General features: G+C 60.4%; 17 protein-coding genes. 7 read left to right on the forward strand and 10 right to left on the reverse strand.

Annotated elements, in window-relative coordinates; all coding sequences use genetic code 11:
- Window position 1 precedes the first annotated feature (1 nt).
- The 7 genes from fliL to fliF all read right to left on the reverse strand — a co-directional run bounded on the left by fliL (window position 2) and on the right by fliF (window position 7,232).
- Complete coding sequence (gene fliL, locus RCH09_RS12425) at window positions 2-520, reverse strand: flagellar basal body-associated protein FliL (protein ID WP_326941417.1); 519 nt, start codon at window positions 518-520, stop codon at window positions 2-4.
- Between the two features lie 203 nt (window positions 521-723).
- Window positions 724-2,037 carry a flagellar hook-length control protein FliK gene (locus RCH09_RS12430; protein WP_326941418.1) on the reverse strand — a complete coding sequence of 438 codons (1,314 nt, stop codon included), beginning with the start codon at window positions 2,035-2,037 and terminating at the stop codon, window positions 724-726.
- 20 nt (window positions 2,038-2,057) lie between these two features.
- The gene (gene fliJ / locus RCH09_RS12435; protein WP_326941419.1) at window positions 2,058-2,498 is read right to left on the reverse strand and encodes a flagellar export protein FliJ; all 441 of its coding nucleotides are present in this window, start codon (window positions 2,496-2,498) and stop codon (window positions 2,058-2,060) included.
- A 32-nt stretch (window positions 2,499-2,530) separates the two neighbouring features.
- Window positions 2,531-3,937, reverse strand: a complete 1,407-nt coding sequence (fliI, locus tag RCH09_RS12440; RefSeq protein WP_326941420.1) for a flagellar protein export ATPase FliI — start codon at window positions 3,935-3,937, stop codon at window positions 2,531-2,533.
- Entirely contained in the window at window positions 3,934-4,590 is a 657-nt protein-coding gene (locus RCH09_RS12445; protein ID WP_326941421.1) for a FliH/SctL family protein, read from the reverse strand. Before RCH09_RS12445 ends, fliI begins: the two co-directional genes overlap by 4 nt.
- Window positions 4,583-5,578, reverse strand: a complete 996-nt coding sequence (fliG, locus tag RCH09_RS12450; RefSeq protein ID WP_326941422.1) for a flagellar motor switch protein FliG — start codon at window positions 5,576-5,578, stop codon at window positions 4,583-4,585. Before fliG ends, RCH09_RS12445 begins: the two co-directional genes overlap by 8 nt.
- Window positions 5,571-7,232 (reverse strand): flagellar basal-body MS-ring/collar protein FliF, encoded by a 1,662-nt coding sequence (fliF, locus tag RCH09_RS12455; RefSeq protein WP_326941423.1) that lies wholly within the window; start codon window positions 7,230-7,232, stop codon window positions 5,571-5,573. Before fliF ends, fliG begins: the two co-directional genes overlap by 8 nt.
- Window positions 7,233-7,467: 235 nt before the next feature.
- On the opposite strand from fliF, the gene fliE reads away from it, so the two are divergent.
- From fliE to RCH09_RS12490, 7 genes are all read left to right on the forward strand, one after another.
- On the forward strand, window positions 7,468-7,809 hold the full coding sequence (gene fliE, locus RCH09_RS12460) for a flagellar hook-basal body complex protein FliE (protein ID WP_326941424.1): 342 nt from the start codon (window positions 7,468-7,470) through the stop codon (window positions 7,807-7,809).
- Window positions 7,810-8,371: 562 nt separating this feature from the next.
- Window positions 8,372-9,442: a porin gene (locus tag RCH09_RS12465; protein ID WP_326941425.1), complete on the forward strand. Its 1,071-nt coding sequence runs from the start codon at window positions 8,372-8,374 to the stop codon at window positions 9,440-9,442.
- A gap of 226 nt (window positions 9,443-9,668) precedes the next feature.
- The gene (locus RCH09_RS12470) at window positions 9,669-9,947 is read left to right on the forward strand and encodes a DnaJ domain-containing protein (RefSeq protein ID WP_326941426.1); all 279 of its coding nucleotides are present in this window, start codon (window positions 9,669-9,671) and stop codon (window positions 9,945-9,947) included.
- Window positions 9,944-10,471: a hypothetical protein gene (locus tag RCH09_RS12475; RefSeq protein WP_326941427.1), complete on the forward strand. Its 528-nt coding sequence runs from the start codon at window positions 9,944-9,946 to the stop codon at window positions 10,469-10,471. The genes RCH09_RS12470 and RCH09_RS12475 overlap by 4 nt, the downstream gene beginning before the upstream one ends.
- Window positions 10,472-10,510: 39 nt before the next feature.
- On the forward strand, window positions 10,511-11,209 hold the full coding sequence (locus RCH09_RS12480) for a hypothetical protein (RefSeq protein ID WP_326941428.1): 699 nt from the start codon (window positions 10,511-10,513) through the stop codon (window positions 11,207-11,209).
- A gap of 4 nt (window positions 11,210-11,213) precedes the next feature.
- Complete coding sequence (locus RCH09_RS12485; protein WP_326941429.1) at window positions 11,214-12,440, forward strand: hypothetical protein; 1,227 nt, start codon at window positions 11,214-11,216, stop codon at window positions 12,438-12,440.
- A gap of 139 nt (window positions 12,441-12,579) precedes the next feature.
- Entirely contained in the window at window positions 12,580-13,080 is a 501-nt protein-coding gene (locus RCH09_RS12490) for a hypothetical protein (protein ID WP_326941430.1), read from the forward strand.
- Between the two features lie 19 nt (window positions 13,081-13,099).
- Here the strand turns inward: RCH09_RS12490 and RCH09_RS12495 are convergent, their stop codons facing one another.
- The 3 genes from RCH09_RS12495 to RCH09_RS12505 form a co-directional block, all read right to left on the reverse strand.
- Window positions 13,100-15,400, reverse strand: coding sequence for a helicase C-terminal domain-containing protein (locus tag RCH09_RS12495; RefSeq protein ID WP_326941431.1), 2,301 nt, complete (start codon window positions 15,398-15,400; stop codon window positions 13,100-13,102).
- Window positions 15,364-15,873, reverse strand: coding sequence for a hypothetical protein (locus RCH09_RS12500; protein WP_326941432.1), 510 nt, complete (start codon window positions 15,871-15,873; stop codon window positions 15,364-15,366). The genes RCH09_RS12495 and RCH09_RS12500 overlap by 37 nt, the downstream gene beginning before the upstream one ends.
- Before the next feature lie 125 nt (window positions 15,874-15,998).
- Window positions 15,999-16,574 carry a hypothetical protein gene (locus tag RCH09_RS12505; RefSeq protein ID WP_326941433.1) on the reverse strand — a complete coding sequence of 192 codons (576 nt, stop codon included), beginning with the start codon at window positions 16,572-16,574 and terminating at the stop codon, window positions 15,999-16,001.
- Window positions 16,575-16,606: the final 32 nt, after the last annotated feature.

Below are 16,606 nucleotides of genomic sequence, written 5' to 3' on the forward strand. Positions count from 1 at the left end.
TTTATTGAATCACAAACGAAGTAAAAAAGACGTCCTTGACTTCCTGCGGCTTGCCGTTGGCGGCGAAAGGCTGCTTGACCTGCGCGGCGATTTCGCCGGCGAGTGCCTTCTTGCCTTCGGCAGTGTTGATTTCCGACGCTTTTTTACTCGACAGCAGCAGCAGAATGCGGCTGCGCACCTGAGGCAAGTACAGCTTGATCTCTTCGACTTCCTTTTCGTCGGCCACCTGCACCGTCATGGCAATCTGCAGGAACTGCTCGCCGGTTTCCTGCTGCAGGTTGACCGTGAACGGCTCCATGACGACGAACACCGGCGGTTTGGCAATCTCATGCTTGGCGGCTTCGGTTTTTGGTTTGGCGCCCATCATGAAGTACGCTGCCGCGCCGCCGCCGATCAGCAACACCACGAGCAGGATAATGACCAGCTTGAGCTTCGATTTCTTTTTGGCGATCGGGGCATCGGCCATCGCCTCTTCGCCTTTGGGCGCGGCCTTCGGGACTGCTTTCGGGGCGGTTGCCATCGGGTTTCCTTGTTTGGTGCTCTGATTTCTCAGTCACCATTATTGAAATAAAAAGTCGCAGCGAATACGTTAAAAAGAGTGTGGAAGCCGACGCAGATCGCGGTATGGCTGCAGCGCGTTGCCGTTTGAGTTGCCTGCCGCCATGGTACGCCGAAATGCCCGAGCCGGAACGCCAGTGCGGCGATTTCTGAGGCGCGAAAAGCTCAGGCGAAGGTGTCGACCAGCCCATTGCCGGACTGTGTGATGCGGCTGCTGGCAGGCGCACTGGTGGTCGCGGCGGAATCAAAGGACGCGCCGCTGCCACGCCGCGATCCTGCGGTGTTGCGCGCTGCGCCGTCCTGATTCGGATTGCCCGAGCCGACGCTGGTCTGGCCAAGCGTGACCCCAGCGTCGCTGAGCATTTCGCGCAGTTTTGGCAGCGCTGCCTCAAGTGCCTGACGTACTTCAGGTTGGGTGGAAAAAAAGCTGGCGTCGGCCTGACCGTTGGTGACCTGCAACACAACCTGCAACGGACCGAGGTCCGGCGGGTTCAGCGTCAGTGAGGCCGACTGTTCGCCACCGGCGACCAGCCAGACCACCCGTTGTCCCAGCGCCTGATCCCAGCCGTTGTTGCCGACCTGGGGCGCCAGCACATTGCCCGGGTGCGGGCCGGCTGGCGGCGTGATGGCCAATGCCAGTTGTTGCAGCTGCGGCAGCACGTTGCTGGCCGTCGGTGTCGTTGCGGTCAGCACCTGGGTCGATTTCAGCGTCGCAGCCTCTCCCTCTGACTTGGCTGTGACTGTCTTGCCGGGCGCGGCGGTGAAGCTGTCGGCTCCCTTGACGGAGGCATCGCGGGCCGGTCCCTCGGCGGTGCCGGTGTCGATCGCAGCGGCTTTGGCCGACGCCGTACCTGCGGCGGTGGCACCGGGCAGCAGAGCCGGCAAGGCGGCCTTGCCCTGGGCTGCATCGCTGGCTGCTTTCTTGGCATCGGTGGCGCTGTCGGCCGAATTGGCAGCAATTTGCACGGGCTCGCTGTCGGCCGCGGCACCAGCGGCAACAGTGGCTTCCGGACTGGTCGCCTTGGCAACACCTTGGGTCGCACTGGCGACCAGCGCGAGAATCGCCGCCGATGCAGCCAGCGCGGCATCGGTGGCGCTGACGGGGGCTGTCGCATCCTGTTGCTCGACCGGCTTGTCCTTGGTGTCGTCCTTGCCCTTGACTGCCGGTGCTGCTGGCGTCGCTGCTGGCGGCGCAGCAGCGACGGTGTCGCCCGCGCCGGCATTGGCGGTGCTGTTGGGCGATCCGCTCGTGTTGTCGGTCTTGCTGGCGCTGGAGGCATTGACCTTGTCGTTGCGCGCCGGCGCCGGTTTGGCGGTCTCGGCCACACGGGTTGACTGGTGCTCCGCCTGCCGTTCGCTGACCTGGCGCGACAGCACCTGGCCGAACTGCTGGTCCGCACTCAGCCCGTCGTTCTGCCGCTGGGATGGCGTCGGGGTGGCATTGAAATTCGGCAGGGTGTGGACGGGAGGCGTTTGCATGATGGGTTCAGGCCGGGTTATTAGCGTTTGTACAGGTTGGCGCGTGCCGCGTGTTCGTCCGTGGCTTTCTGGTCGCGCTTCGCTTCCTTGCGTTGTTCTTCCTTCAGCGCCCGCGACGCCAGCGTGCCATACGACATGCGCTTGCGTTCGCTGGCCTGCCAGGCAGTGCGCGCTTCCTCGATGCGCCGTTTCGCGTCCAGCAACACCAACTGCTGGCTGGAAGCGGCGTTGTCGAGCTTGTCGATGAACAGCTGAAAATTGCGGTAGCCCGAGGCACTCAGTCCGACTGACAGATTGTCCTGGAAACGCGCCGCGTACTCGTCGCGGTAACGCAGCAGCAAATTCAGTTTTTCAGTGACTTCGTCGCAGGCACGGATCGCGTGGCCCAGACGTTTGGCGGCCTCGTCGGTTTCTTTCACCGCGAGTTCTATCAAGGTATCGATTGCTGAGGAGGTGGCCATAGGAATTGATTATCTGCCGCAATGCTGGCGTGTCATCCGCCGAACAGGCCGGCAAGTTGGGTCATGCTCTCGTTTATGTCAGAGCGCTCGTTGATCCCCTGCTGCAGGAAGGCTTCGATCCGCGTGTTCAGCACGATGGCCTCGTCCAGCACCGGATCCGAGCCGGCACTGTAGGCGCCCACGCTGATCAGGTCGCGATTGCGCTGATAGCGCGAATACAACTGCTTCAGGCGGCGCGTCAGCTTCTGGTGTTCCGGCGAGGTGATGCTGTGCATTGCGCGGCTGATCGACTGTTCGATGTCGATGGCCGGGTAATGACCGGATTCGGCCAGTTGCCGGTCCAGCACGATGTGACCGTCGAGAATCGCGCGCGCGGCGTCGGCAATCGGATCCTGCTGGTCATCGCCCTCGGTCAGCACGGTGTAAAACGCCGTGATCGAACCGCCGCCTTCGCGTCCGTTGCCGGCGCGCTCGACCAATGCGGGCAGTTTGGCGAATACCGATGGCGGGTAGCCCTTGGTGGCGGGCGGTTCGCCAATGGCCAGCGCGATTTCACGCTGCGCCATTGCATACCGCGTCAGCGAATCCATGATCATCAGCACATGCTTGCCCTGATCGCGGAAATGCTCGGCAATCGCGGTGGTATACGCGGCGCCCTGCAGACGCAGCAGCGGCGGCGTGTCGGCCGGCGCCGCCACCACCACCGAGCGGGCCATGCCTTCCGGCCCGAGAATCTGCTCGATGAATTCCTTGACCTCGCGGCCGCGTTCGCCGATCAACCCGACCACGATCACGTCAGCGGTGGTGTAGCGCGCCATCATCCCGAGCAACACGCTTTTGCCCACGCCCGAACCGGCAAACAGCCCCATGCGCTGGCCGCGGCCGACCGTGAGCATGCTGTTGATGGCGCGCACGCCGACGTCGAGGACCTCGACGATCGGCGCGCGCGTCAGCGGATTGGCGGCGCGCACATTGAGTGGCGCCGCGTGGCTGGTCAGCAGCGGGCCAAGGTTATCCAGCGGGCGGCCGGCGCCATCGAGCACGCGGCCCAGCAATTCATCGCCGACCGGCAAATGGCGGCCGCGATCACTCGGGCGACGGCGCGGATGGTCGATCGATCCGGGGCGGGGCAGCGAGTGCACCACTTCGACCGGAAACACGCGGGTGCCCGGCACCACGCCTTCGACATCGCTCTGCGGCATCAGGAATAATTTTTCATTGTCGAAGCCGACCACCTCGGCCTCGATGCGTGCGCCGTTCGGCAGCGGCACCGTGCAGGCGCTGCCAACGGCCAGCTTCAGTCCGACTGCTTCCATCACCAGCCCGGCAACGCGCGTGACGCGCCCCGACACCAGCATCGGTTCGGCAATCAACAGGAGCTCGCTGCAGTCGCGCAGGTAGGATTGCCAGTGCGCCTTGCGCGTGGCGCCGGCGTTCATGGGTCGAGCCAGCCGGAGTTCTGGCCGAGTGCGACCGACAGGCGATGCCAGCGGGTTTCGAGGCTGGCGTCAATCTGGTTGCTGGCGGTTTCAATGCGGCAGCCGCCGCGTTGCAGATGGGAGTCCTCGGCGATGCGCCAACCGGCCTTGTCGAGTTCGTCATGCATCTGTTGCTTGACCAGCATCGCATCCTCCGGCTGCAGGTACAGCACCGCCGGCTGGTGCAGGCTGGGCAGATAGCGAATCGCTTCGGTCACGATCGGCAACACCAGTTCCGGCTTGATATCGAGTGCCGTCTTGAGCATGGCCCGGGCCAGGTCGAGTGTGAGTCGCAGCAGGTCGTCGGCGATGAGGGCATCCGCGCGGGTCGCTTCAAGTCCCAGCGAGACTGCCAGCAGGCGCAGCTGGTCAGCTTCGCCGCTGGCCTGCCGGCGTCCTTCTTCGAGGCCCTCGGCACGGCCTTCCGCCAGCCCGATGGCATGACCCTTCAAGCGCGCCACTTCGCGGATTTCAGCTTGCTCTTCGATCGTCACGCGCGCCACGACAGGCGTGTTGACCACCGGATTGGCACTCGGCCGGGTGTCGCCGAACGACGCCATTTCCCACCGCTGATAGGCCGATTGCTGGCCTTTCGGGATGGGCGCGTCAGACATACGCGTCGTCGCCTTTTGCGCCTAACTGAATCTGGCCTTCGTCGGACAGCCGGCGCACCGTCTGCAGGATTTCCTTTTGCTGGGCTTCGACTTCGGACAGGCGCACCGGTCCCTTCGATTCCAGATCCTCGCGCATCATTTCGGCCGCGCGGGTCGACATGTTCTTGAAGATTTTCTCGCGCAGGTCGACATTGGCGCCCTTGAGCGCGATGATCAGCGACTCGGATTGCACCTCGCGCAAAATCACCTGGATGCCGCGGTCATCGATGTCCATGATGTTATCGAACACGAACATCTCGTCCATGATCTTCTGCGCCATGTCGCTGTCGTAATTCTTCAGATTGGTCAGCACCGATTGCTCATTGTCACCCGACAAAAAGTTCAGGATTTCGGCCGCCGCGCGGATGCCACCCATCGGTTTTTTCTTCAGGCTCTCATTGCCGGTCAACAGCTTGGTCAGCACTTCATTGAGTTCCCGCAGCGCCGCCGGTTGCACGCCGTCGAGCGTGGCGATGCGCAGCACCACGTCATTGCGCAGCCGTTCGGTAAAGTGGTCGAGGATTTCGCAGGCGTGATAGCGCTCCAGATGGACCAGAATGGTGGCGATGATCTGCGGATGTTCGTTACGCACCAGTTCGGCGACCGATTGCGAATCCATCCACTTCAGGCTTTCGATACCGCTGGCGTCGCGTGCACCGAGGATACGGTTCAGCAGCGACGACGCCTTGTCGTCGCCCAGCGCCTTGGTCAGCACAGTGCGAATGTATTCGTCCGAATCCAGTCCGAGCGACGAGCTCGCTTCGGTTTCGACCCGAAAATCGCTGAGGACTTTTTCCAGTTCCTGATTGCCCACCGCTTTCATGCTCGACATGGCCGCGCCCAGCTTTTGCACTTCGCGCGGACTCAGATACTTCATCACTTCTGCAGCTTCGTCTTCGCCAAGGGCAAGCATCAGGATCGCGCCTTTTTGAACACCATCATCACTCATTGCCATTCACCCAATTTTTGACGACGTTGGCGACCACCTTCGGGTCATCCTTCGCCATTTTTTTTGCCATGTCCAGATTGTGCTGATAATTGTGCGGCCGGACTTCCACCGGTTCGTCGCCCTGCACCGGTTCATCGTCGCTGACGACGTCAACCATCGGCGTGTGCTTGACGGGCGGCGTACTCAGCTTCTTGATCATTGGCTTGAGTACGCCGAAGAACAGATACAGCAGCACTGCCGCGCCGATCAGGTACTTGCCGACATCCTTGGCAAGCTGCAGCGTCTCCGGTTTTTTCCAGATTGGCTCTTCCGGAATGACCTCTTTGGCAAGTCCGGCAAACGGGCTGTTGACCACGTTGAGCGTATCGCCGCGTTCCTTGTTGAAGCCCATTGCTTCCTTGACCAGATCGGTGATTTGCAGGCGCTCGGCATCGCTCAATGGGGTCGGTACGACTTTACCAGCCTTATCCGTGACTTGCTTGTAATTAACGACTACTGCGACCGAAATACGCTTCACGCCGCCCATCGGCTGCTGTACATAGTGGACCGTCTTGTCGACTTCATAATTAATCGTCGAATCCTTCTGCGACGGTCCCGCCGCGGCTGCTGCTGCGGCCGCTGCTGCTGCGGCCTTTTCCGCTGGCGTGGTCGGCGTTCCCGGTGCAACGATCGGGGCGGTCGAGGTCGCGCCCGGCTGGTTGGTCAGTGCGCCCGGCACGCCGCCATTTTCGGCCTTGGCGCCTTGCGACTCGCTGGTTTGCTGGCTGCGAATCGAGGACTGGTTGGGCGGTCCGTTTGGCTTGTAGGTTTCGACAGCCTGCTCGCTGTTGGAAAAGTCGATGTCGGCGGTGGCTTCGGCGCGCACGTTGTTGGGTCCGACAATCGGTGTGATGATCGACTCGATGCGCCGGGCAATGTTCTGCTGGACTTCCTGGACATATTTCAGCTGGGTCGGGTCGAGGCCATTGGCCTTGGCCGATTTGTCGGGATTCGACAGCAGGTTGCCGTTCTGATCGATGACGCTGATGTTGCCGGGGGGGAGTTCAGGCACGCTGCTGGCGACCAGATGGACGATCGCGCTGACCTGCTGTTCACTGAGGCTGCGGCCTGGATGCAGATTCAACACTACCGAGGCGGTTGGCTTTTGCTGGTCGCGCACGAATACGGACGATTTCGGCAACGCCAGATGGACGCGCGCACCTTCCACTGCGCCGATGGATTGAATCGAGCGCGCCAACTCGCCTTCCAGCGCACGCTGGAAATTTACCTGTTCGAGAAACTGCGAGACGCCGAGCTTCTGGTTTTCCATCAGTTCAAAGCCGACATTGCCGCCTTTTGGCAAGCCCTGCGCGGCAATGCGCAAACGCGCGTCATGCACCTGATTGGCGGGCACCAGGATTGCGCCGCCGCCCTCGGCAAACCGGTACGGCACGTTCATCTGTTGCAACTGAGTAACGATCGCACCGCCGTCCTTGTCGGAATAATTGGCAAACAGGACACGGTAATCGGGCTGCTGGCTCCACATCCAGACGCCGGCCATGACTGCGATCACGATCGCTGCCCCCAACATCATGAGCAGGTTGCGCCCGCCCTGCGACTCGGCGAAGCCGAGTAACGCATTCTGCGGCGCGGCGTTTTCGGCGATCACTGCCATGATGAAGCTCCCTGGATACTGCGATTGATCGATTCGTGTTTCATAATTTCCCTGGTGAAAGATATCCACGCTGATCGTGATTGTCGCGCAGACCAGTCATTTCAATCCTTTGAGAAGAGCAATATTTACCGTAGTGCTCGTATCAGCGCGTCCCGGTGCCGATGCTAATGTGGGACGGTGAAAAAACCGCCCGGGGTTGCCCAAGGCGGTTCTGAAAAATCAGGACGGAGCACACATGAAAACTTCAATGATCGATTCGAGCCGGATCGAAGCCATGATCAGCCAGCTCAAAGCCGCCGCCACAAAGCCGCAGAGCGGTGTTGACGCCGTCGGCGGCACTGCTGCGAGCGGCAAGGTTGGCTTTGCCGATGCGCTCAAGGCGTCCCTTGATGGCGTCAACGCCTCGCAGAAAAGTGCAGAAGGGCTGGGATCGCGCTTCGCGCTGGGCGACGACAAGGTCAGCCTGTCCGATGTCATGATCGCCTCCCAAAAAGCCAATATCGGTTTCCAGGCAACCATCCAGGTGCGTAACAAGCTGGTGTCAGCCTATCAGGACATCATGAACATGCAGATTTAGGCGCCATGGCAACATCGATGGGGATTTGCGGCACTCGTGTCGCTGCCTCCCGGTAACTTCTGATTGACGCGTCCGATTGGCGCGACATCAATCGCAAAATTCTGCAAGAAATGCGGCCGAACGGTTGCATTCACAGCGTCGGCCCGACAAGATAATTGTCGAGGGCGCCCTGTCACTTCGTGGTCCGCGAGGTGTTCGATCCTCCCGGAAATACCAACCCTCCCTGATTCTCATTTAGTTCGTTTTGCGGGCCTCAATGTTTAATTTTGACATTTATGTAACTATTTGACGACAAAACAACAATGAGTTGGCAATATAAATCAGGCGATACATTGACGTTAATAAAGTGATCCGACACCATTGGTCCAATGCTTGCAGGACCGGGCGCATCGATTTCTTCATGTTGCATGGCGAGGTTGATTTGCCCGCATTCCCATAGCAGTCGACTCGTCAATTTCCTCAAGGTTTCGCGGGGTGACATTCTTGAAGAAATTGATTCCAGGTGCATTTTTTCAGCAACGCGGCGAGCTCCTGTTTCGCTGTTCTCTTCAAGGAATTTTCAATGAAATATTCAACACTTGCAGTTTTGCTCATCGGCGCCGCATCAGGTACCGCGATGGCGCAAACCAATGTCACTGTGTACGGGATTGCCGACGTCGGTCTCGTCGCCGAGCGTGGCAGTGCAGCGGGTTCGGTGAGCAAACTTACCAGTGGCATCGCGTCAGGCTCGCGGCTGGGTTTCCGCGGCACTGAGGATCTGGGCGGGGGACTGGCGGCCAATTTCTTGCTTGAAACCGGCATCGCCATCGACGCCGGCGGATTTAACCAAAGTAATACCGCATTCGGTCGCCAGGCATTCGTCGGCCTGTCCGGCGGATTCGGCGCCCTGACATTGGGTCGCCAATATACGCCGCAATATCTGACGCTGGTCCTGGCCGATCCTTTCGGCACAGGTCTTGCCGGTGACGCCGCCAACATCATGCCGAACACCGGCGATGCAGCCAGCCGGATGAACAACACCATCAAGTACGCGTCACCGAATCTGCAGGGATTCACGGGCGAAGTGGCGTATGGCTTCGGCGAAGTCGCAGGCAGCACCAAGGCAGCACGCCAGTACGGCGCGGCGATCGGTTACGCCAACGGTCCAATCGCAGTTCGCCTTGGTTATCACAACCGCAACAACGATACCGCGACCGTGACCAATACGTCGGCCGCAAAGAACACCTTGCTGGCGCTGACTTACGACCTGAGCGTCGTCAAGCTGCATCTCGGTTACGGCGTCGACAAGGGCACCAACAGTTCGATCCTGCGCAATACAGGCAACCCGTACGGCAGTGCCGTCGCGCCAATCGCCTCCACCGATAGCCGCGACCTGCTGCTTGGCGTTACGGTGCCATTTGGCGTGCATACGCTTCTTGGATCCTACATTCGCAAGGATGACAAGACCGGCAATAACCGGGACGCCAACCAATGGGCAATCGGCTACCGCTACGCCTTGTCGAAGCGGACCGATTTGTATTCTTCCTATGCCCGCATCAAGAACGACAATGGCGCCGGTTACACTGTCGGCAGTGCGATCGAAGCAGGGTCGGGCGACAAGGCCTTCAACGTTGGTGTGCGCCACACCTTCTGACCTGAAGCCGGGTTGACGAAACCAAAGCGCCTGCGGGCGCTTTTTTTTGTTTCGCACGGCAAATCCTGCCGACCAACGGTCCTCGACCATCGGCTGCGCCTGCCTCCAATCGACGCCAGCCGCCGTGTGGTGTATCCTCCGCTTGATTCCGATCCCTGACTTGTGTCGCGTTGCATGCCGCGCGACTGGTCCATTGTTCGCAATTTCGCGCTGACTGCCCAAGCCCATGAAAAATTACTACGCCGTGCTCGGTCTGGACAGCGACGCATCGACCGCCGCGATCAAGAGTGCCTATCGCAAGAAGGCCTCCGAATTCCATCCTGACAAGAACACCGCAGCCGATGCACCCGACCGGTTTCGGGAAGTGCAGGAAGCCTATGACCTGCTGGCCGACGATGCGAATCGCACCGCCTATGACGAAAGCCGTCGCCGCAGCCTGATTGAAATACCGCTGGAAGCTGCTGAAGACATCTGGAGAACCTATATGAACAAGGTGCTGCAATGAGCCTGTCCTATTTTTTTGAAGACCTGAACAAGGCATACAAGGCCGAGCTCGAAGATTTGCACAGCGACTCCGAGGGCAACGACGTACTGGCCAAACGGCTCAAGGACAAACGTGCCCAGTTCACGTTGCTCATGCCAATGATCGATAGTGCCCCCGAGATGGTCGCGGTGGCATTTCATGGCGGCGTGCAGTTTATGAATCTGCAAGCGTTGTACCTGTTATCGACCACCGAACCGGACGATTTTCCGGATTGGTCGCAGCTGCGCGATACCGTGCAATTTTCGACCTCGACGCAAAAACTGGCGGATCAGGTGTTGCAGGAACCGGGCGGCGAACGTTTTCTGATTACGACGATCTGTCTGGAATATTTGCACGGCAAGGCCGGGACCCCGCAACGCGTCGAATCCGATGAGGAAGAGCACGATGAGGGCGAGAATGGCCGCAGCGATAACGATGAAGAAACCGATCTGGACGAAGCTGGCGCGGATTGGATGTCGCAGCAGGGTTTTGATCGCCGCGAATAACGTATCGGCACTTTTTCCATCTTTCCATACAGAGTTTTCATGACCAATGCCCTCGTAGTAAAAGCTGCCAGCCTGATCCGGGCCGGCGATATCGCAGGCGCCGAATTTGCGCTGGTGTCGTTGGCCGAGTCGCATGGCGACCAGGCGCTGGTGGCCGTGCTTGAAGAAATGCCGCCGAAGGATTTGCTGGCCGTGATCCGCGAATTCGACTCCTCCCATGAATCGGTGGTGAACCTGCTGGTGACGCCCGAGCAGTTTGCCCGCGCGTTTGTCATGGAGCGGCTGTATGGCGATCATACCCATACGCATTTGCGCGGCATGGTCAATGCGGTCCTGTTTCGTGAAGATGCCAATGCAGGCGAATTCCTGGAAGCGATTGGCGAAATCGATGGCGGCTGCGAGGCCCTGGTCGATTACCTGTCCGATCGTGACGAGATGGTCGTGCATTTTGCCAACTACGACACCTTCAATCACCTGCACACGGAAGAATCCGACGCAATCGAGAAATCCGAAGCCAGCGATCACGACTGGAAAGAGATGACATGGTTGCTCAAGAACGATCATCCGGACATGTTCGAACAGATCTTGCCGCAGCTGAAAACACGTCTGAAAAAACGCCTTCAGGCCGAGGCGGAACTCGAAGCGCAGGAAGCCGACCCGACAGCCATTCCGACCCGTGTGGCGGCGCCAGCGGCAAGCAAACCAGCGCCCGGACCATCAGAAGAATCTGCGCTGTAGACGGATGCCAACTACCAAACAAGCCGTTGCGCTGGTCGACAAGCGCCCGTTCTTTGAAAAAGCCTTATCCCACGGCGTCAAGCATGGTCTGATCACGGCCGAAAAATGCAACGCCATCATTGCCGACGGCGCCAAGGGCACGGTCCAGGTGGCGGCCCATTTCGGCACCAGCCACTTGCAGGTCGAGCTGGAAAATGCGCGCAAGCGTATCGTCACGCTGGTCAGTCTGTTCCTCGAAGACAGCAGTGGTGGTGATCTCGACCGGGCCGCGCAATCGCTGCAGGAGAACAGTTTTCTGTTTCACTCGCGCAGCGGTAACGACATGCTCAAGAAGCTGCACGCGATGCCGGAGACCACCATCAGCGGTGACATGAAAAGCCAGTCGCTGATGGACTTTCAGAATGAGCGCACGCTGCTCAAGCCGTATGGACTTGCGACTTACCGCAAGGAACTCAAGCGGCGACAGGAAGCCGCCGCGGTGATCGCCGCAGCGCACTGGTTCTGTGATGACTTGCGTGTCCCGCACCAGGCGCTCGATTTCCTCGCGGTGGAATCGGTGATTCGCAGCGCAATTCTGGCGCGTTATTGCGGGTTCGACCAGGCGCCCAATCACGCGGAGTTTGCCCGTCTGGTGACCACCGTGCGCAACAAGGCGCCGGCGGGCGGCAAGCTGCGCATCGCCAAGGCAGTGCTCGACGACGTGCCCGACGAACACCATGCGATTGCCGACGAAATTCGGCGCGACATCGAAAAACAGGACGGACCGCTGATCCTCAATCCGGCGCGTGCGCTGGATGTGGTGCTCAACATTATCGAGTCGCGCTATTTTCTGCGCGATGCCGATCTCGATGATATCGACAGCTTTGCCGGATTTGTTTCCGAGCAGTGGCAGGCGGCCACCAAGGGCAAGGATGATCCGTATTCGCGCCTGACCATGTTCATGTGCCTGGCCACTGGCATGAAGCCGAAGACGGTGCTCACCGATACCGAGGCGCGCGCGATGGTGCGCCATGTTCGCAAGGACGGCTTCGATAGTGCGGCGGTAGCGGCTTTCATCAACCAGGCGGCGCCGTTCGAGATCAAGGACAACCTGCTGGCATTGTGGGACGATGAATTTTTGCCCGAAGCACGCGAGCGGATTCTTGACGAGAGCGATGTCAGCCTGCAGCGGGCGATGATGTTCATGACGGACAATCTGAACGTCAAAGCTAAACGTAAATCAGGAAAATAAGCAGTTTTTTCTGCGTCGCCAATGGTCTGCGCGATAATACGGAATTGGAGCGATTCTTCTGCGCCAGTCGCGCCACCAACAGTTGCAAAAGCACATGGACCGTGACTGGTATTGACCCACTTTTTTGGAACTACGTATTTTGACTACGACAAGAAGCAAACGCTGGAACGGCAAGATCGAAACCCTGACGCCGGAATTTCTCAACCAGGTCATGATCCAGATGGAGACGTATGGCGATCGGGTGCAATTTGCCCTGAGCACGCCTGGTGCCAAGCCCAACTATCAGGTCATCAACAGCGACGACAAGCGCATGGCCTTTGACAGCAATCATCATTTGCTGCATCCGAAAGCCGATGAGTTCGAAGGCGTCAATGCCACCGGCATTCTGAGCACCGATAAAATCAAGGCGGCCATCGCCGGCGGGGGCAAAGCCGCGCCGGTCAAGCGCAGCACCCGCAACACCGCGGCCACCATCAAGGCCACGGATCTGGTCGACGCGGCCAAGTACGCCTACTTCAAAACCAACCGGTCGATGTTGCCGGCGGCGATAGGCGAACATTCCGATGAGATCACGACGCTGATGCGCAATGGCATGTCCGCCGAAGATGCGTTCGGCGAAGTGGTCAAGCGCCACTTCTGACGATTCCGGCGCGACTGCGTCAGGTGCTGCTGCCAATGTGCCACCAGCGTGGCAGCAGCGCGCGCACTTCCGCGCGCAGGAAGCGGTCGTCGATCAGCACCACAATGCCCTCGTCCGATTGGGTGCGGATCACCCGCCCGGCCGCCTGCACCACCTTCTGCAACCCGGGAAACAGGTACGTGCTGTCATAGCCGTTGCCCAGTTGCGCCTCGATGCGCCGCATGATTTGTTCATTCACCGGATTCACTTGCGGCAGTCCCAATGTGGCAATGAAGGCGCCGATCAGACGGTTGCCGGGCAGATCAATGCCTTCGGCGAAGGCGCCGCCCAGTACCGCGAAGCCCACTCCCTGTCCATCAATCGCAAAACGCTGCAGAAAGCGTTCCCGCGCCGCTTCGTCCATGCTGCGCTCCTGTTCCCACATCGGGATCTGCGGATGGCATTGCCGAAACAGGGCGGTGAGTTGCTGCAGATACGCGAAGCTGCTCAAAAAAACCAGATAATTTCCGCTGCGTTCGCCGAACTGTTGCGCGATCAACGCCACGATGGGCGCCAGCGAGGCGTCGCGATGCTGGTAACGCGTGGAGATACTGCTGACCACGCGCACCAACAATTGCGCCGCCGTGAAGGGCGAGACGACATCGATCCAGCCTGCGTTCGACGGCAGTCCCAGCGTGTCGCTGTAAAAATGCCATGGGCTCAGCGTGGCGGAGAACAGCGTGGTGCTGCGGCTGGCGGCAAAGCGCGGTGCCAGGAATGGCGCCGGGATGACATTGCGCAAGCACAGCACCGAGTCGTGCTGACCGGTTTTGCTGATGTCAAACAGCGTGTTGGCGTCGAAGCTGTCGACCAGCCGTGAAAACTGCAATGCATCGAAATAGAATCGCTGCAGCACCGCATCGACGCGGGTTGGATTGTCATTGAAAAATTCACCGATGGCGCTGATGACCAGTTGCAGCGCCGCGAGAAATTTCTCCGGCGGCGCAGGCCACACCTGGTACGGTGCCTGCTGGGTTTTCAGCAGCGCGTTCCATTGCCGGCTGAGGCGATCGAGCGGCCCGCGCAGAAGTGCTGGCGCGCTCAAACGCAGCCGGTTGAAGGCGCGCTGATCGAGCTCTGCGGAGTACATCTTGCGGCCGCGTTCGATCAGGTTGTGGGCTTCGTCGACCAGCACCGCGACCTGCCACTGGTTGGCGACGCTCAGGCCGAACAGCATGGCGCTGGCATCGAAATAATAGTTGTAGTCGCCGATCACCAGATCGCTCCAGCGCACCAGATCCTGGCCCAGATAGTATGGGCACACCTGATGGCTGAGCGCGACGTCGCGCAGACTGTTGCGGTCGAGCGTGCCGCGCTGCACCGCGGCGGCACGCGCCTGCGGCAGTCGGTCGTAAAACCCCCGGGCAAGCGGACACGAATCACCGTGACAGGCCAGTTCGGGGTATTCGCAGGCCTTGTCACGCGCGACCAGTTCGACAACCCGCAACGGCAGTGTCGGCGCAGCCTGCCTGAGCAAGGTGACGGCGTCGAGCGCCAGTGCACGGCCGGACGTTTTCGCGGTCAGGAAGAAGATCTTGTCGAGTTGTTGGGCGGGGGCCGCCTTAATCAATGGAAACAGGGTGCCGATGGTTTTGCCGATGCCCGTCGGCGCCTGGGCCAGCAGGCAACGGCCACTGGTGGCGGCCTGATACACCGCCTGCGCAAGCTCGCGCTGACCTGGCCGAAAGGTGGCGTGCGGGAAGGGCAAGGCCGTCCAGGCGGCGTCACGCGCGCGGCGGTGGACCAATTCCTGTTCGGCCCATGCCAGAAAGCGTTCGCAGTGCTGCTCGAAAAATGCCTGCAGCGTGGCCGCCTCGCATTCCTCGGTCAACACCGTTTCCTGCTGGGTGCCGATGTCGAGGTAGACCAGCGCCAGCGTCAGCGCCGCCAGGCCACGCTGCTGGCACAGCAGCCAGCCATAGATACGGAGTTGCGCCCAATGCAGATGGCGATGGTTGTCTGGCATGCGGGCCAGATCACCGCGGAATGTCTTGATTTCTTCGAGCTGGTTGGCGGCCGGGTCATAGCCATCGGCGCGGCCACGTACATGCAGCTGGCGCCAGTTTCCGGCCAGACGGATTTCAGATTCATAGCCAGCATTGCGGCGGCCTGTCACCAGCGTGTGCCCGGCAATGCCTTCCTGCGCGGTCGGCGATGGTGTGAATCGCAAATCCAGATCGCCCTGCTTGGCCGTGAATTCGCACAGGGCACGAACCGCCACGACATACTGTCCTGGCGCGGCGTTTACCTGCCCGGTTTGCGGAACTCGTTCTCGATCCATGTCGCGGCGGTCGCCCGGGTGAGCTTGAAGGTGGGCATCACGCGCACCTGCGCGAGTTGTTCGCGCGCGCCGTCGAAGGCGCTGAGCAAGGCGTACGGATCGTCCTCGTCGGGAACGATATCGAGCGTAACTTCGAATTCGGCGGTGTCAGTGCTGACTATCACACTTTTGTGCAGTTGCGCATGCAGTTGCTGTTCATGGCGGCGCAATACTTCGGCCGCCGTCTTGACCAGCGTGTTGAATGCATTGGTGTCGAGCGGCTTGGGGTTCTTCTTGTCGCGTCCCATGGTCCATGGGCCGATCAGGGCCGGTTCGGCTTCACCTTCCTTGATCATGGCGACGGCCCAGCCTTCGTCATCGTCGTTCTTGATCACGCGCGCGGTCCAGCCGACGCTGCGCCACAGGCGTGGCTCGTTGATATCGGCATCGGGATCGATGTCGGGCAGGTCTTGCTGGTCGGGGAGGTCGGACATGGGGGCGGGGAGGAGTGGAATCGCGCTTCGGATCAAGGCGTGATTTTACCGCTGTCGGAGCCGCTATCGTTGCGATGGCGGGAGAAAAAACCTGACGCCTGCCATGGCGTCAGGTCAGGTTGCGACTAGATGCAGTTGACCTGCACCGCGGTCACTTTGGCGCCGTTGAGGGTGCCCGCGCCGTTGCTGACGGTACAGACCTGGTTGGCGGGTTGCGCCAGCACTGCCACACCGTAGGTATTGCCATCGACCACGACCGTAGGAAAGACAAAGGTCGTGCTGCCGGCCGTCACGGCGACCTGGTCGCTGCCGTTGGTCAGAACCAGCCCGGCGCCGGTCAGGCCGGCGACGGTGCCGCCGATGGCGAACGTATTTGCAGAGCACGTCACGTTGACCGACGACAGCGCAATCCCGGTGGCCGTGCCGCTGGCGTTGGAAACGATACAGGTTTGGCGCGTCGGCTGGCTCTGCACCGTGACGGCATAGCTGGCGTAGGAGCCGATCTGGTTCGGAAAGGTGTACGAGGTCGCATTTGCCGGAATCGCGACGGTGCCGCCGGCATTGGCCAGAACCAGGCCATCGGCGGTCAGGTCGGTGACTTTACCGCCGATGCTCACCGACGTGTAACCGCCGCAAGCGGCGAGGGCGAGCGCCATCGCGAAAACAGGTAACAGGCGCAGGCAGGATGGTATTTTTTTCATGGATGACTCCGGAATGGGGGAAGTGGGGCGCG

This window comes from Actimicrobium sp. GrIS 1.19, from assembly GCF_035984655.1.
In the GTDB taxonomy this organism is placed as follows: domain Bacteria; phylum Pseudomonadota; class Gammaproteobacteria; order Burkholderiales; family Burkholderiaceae_D; genus Actimicrobium.

Coding starts and splice junctions, on each gene's coding strand:
- fliL (WP_326941417.1), bottom strand. CDS start 520: ATGGCAACCGCCCCGAAAGCAGTCCCGAAGGCCGCGCCCAAAGGCGAA.
- RCH09_RS12430 (WP_326941418.1), bottom strand. CDS start 2,037: ATGCAAACGCCTCCCGTCCACACCCTGCCGAATTTCAATGCCACCCCG.
- fliJ (WP_326941419.1), bottom strand. CDS start 2,498: ATGGCCACCTCCTCAGCAATCGATACCTTGATAGAACTCGCGGTGAAA.
- fliI (WP_326941420.1), bottom strand. CDS start 3,937: ATGAACGCCGGCGCCACGCGCAAGGCGCACTGGCAATCCTACCTGCGC.
- RCH09_RS12445 (WP_326941421.1), bottom strand. CDS start 4,590: ATGTCTGACGCGCCCATCCCGAAAGGCCAGCAATCGGCCTATCAGCGG.
- fliG (WP_326941422.1), bottom strand. CDS start 5,578: ATGAGTGATGATGGTGTTCAAAAAGGCGCGATCCTGATGCTTGCCCTT.
- fliF (WP_326941423.1), bottom strand. CDS start 7,232: ATGGCAGTGATCGCCGAAAACGCCGCGCCGCAGAATGCGTTACTCGGC.
- fliE (WP_326941424.1), top strand. CDS start 7,468: ATGAAAACTTCAATGATCGATTCGAGCCGGATCGAAGCCATGATCAGC.
- RCH09_RS12465 (WP_326941425.1), top strand. CDS start 8,372: ATGAAATATTCAACACTTGCAGTTTTGCTCATCGGCGCCGCATCAGGT.
- RCH09_RS12470 (WP_326941426.1), top strand. CDS start 9,669: ATGAAAAATTACTACGCCGTGCTCGGTCTGGACAGCGACGCATCGACC.
- RCH09_RS12475 (WP_326941427.1), top strand. CDS start 9,944: ATGAGCCTGTCCTATTTTTTTGAAGACCTGAACAAGGCATACAAGGCC.
- RCH09_RS12480 (WP_326941428.1), top strand. CDS start 10,511: ATGACCAATGCCCTCGTAGTAAAAGCTGCCAGCCTGATCCGGGCCGGC.
- RCH09_RS12485 (WP_326941429.1), top strand. CDS start 11,214: ATGCCAACTACCAAACAAGCCGTTGCGCTGGTCGACAAGCGCCCGTTC.
- RCH09_RS12495 (WP_326941431.1), bottom strand. CDS start 15,400: ATGGATCGAGAACGAGTTCCGCAAACCGGGCAGGTAAACGCCGCGCCA.
- RCH09_RS12500 (WP_326941432.1), bottom strand. CDS start 15,873: ATGTCCGACCTCCCCGACCAGCAAGACCTGCCCGACATCGATCCCGAT.
- RCH09_RS12505 (WP_326941433.1), bottom strand. CDS start 16,574: ATGAAAAAAATACCATCCTGCCTGCGCCTGTTACCTGTTTTCGCGATG.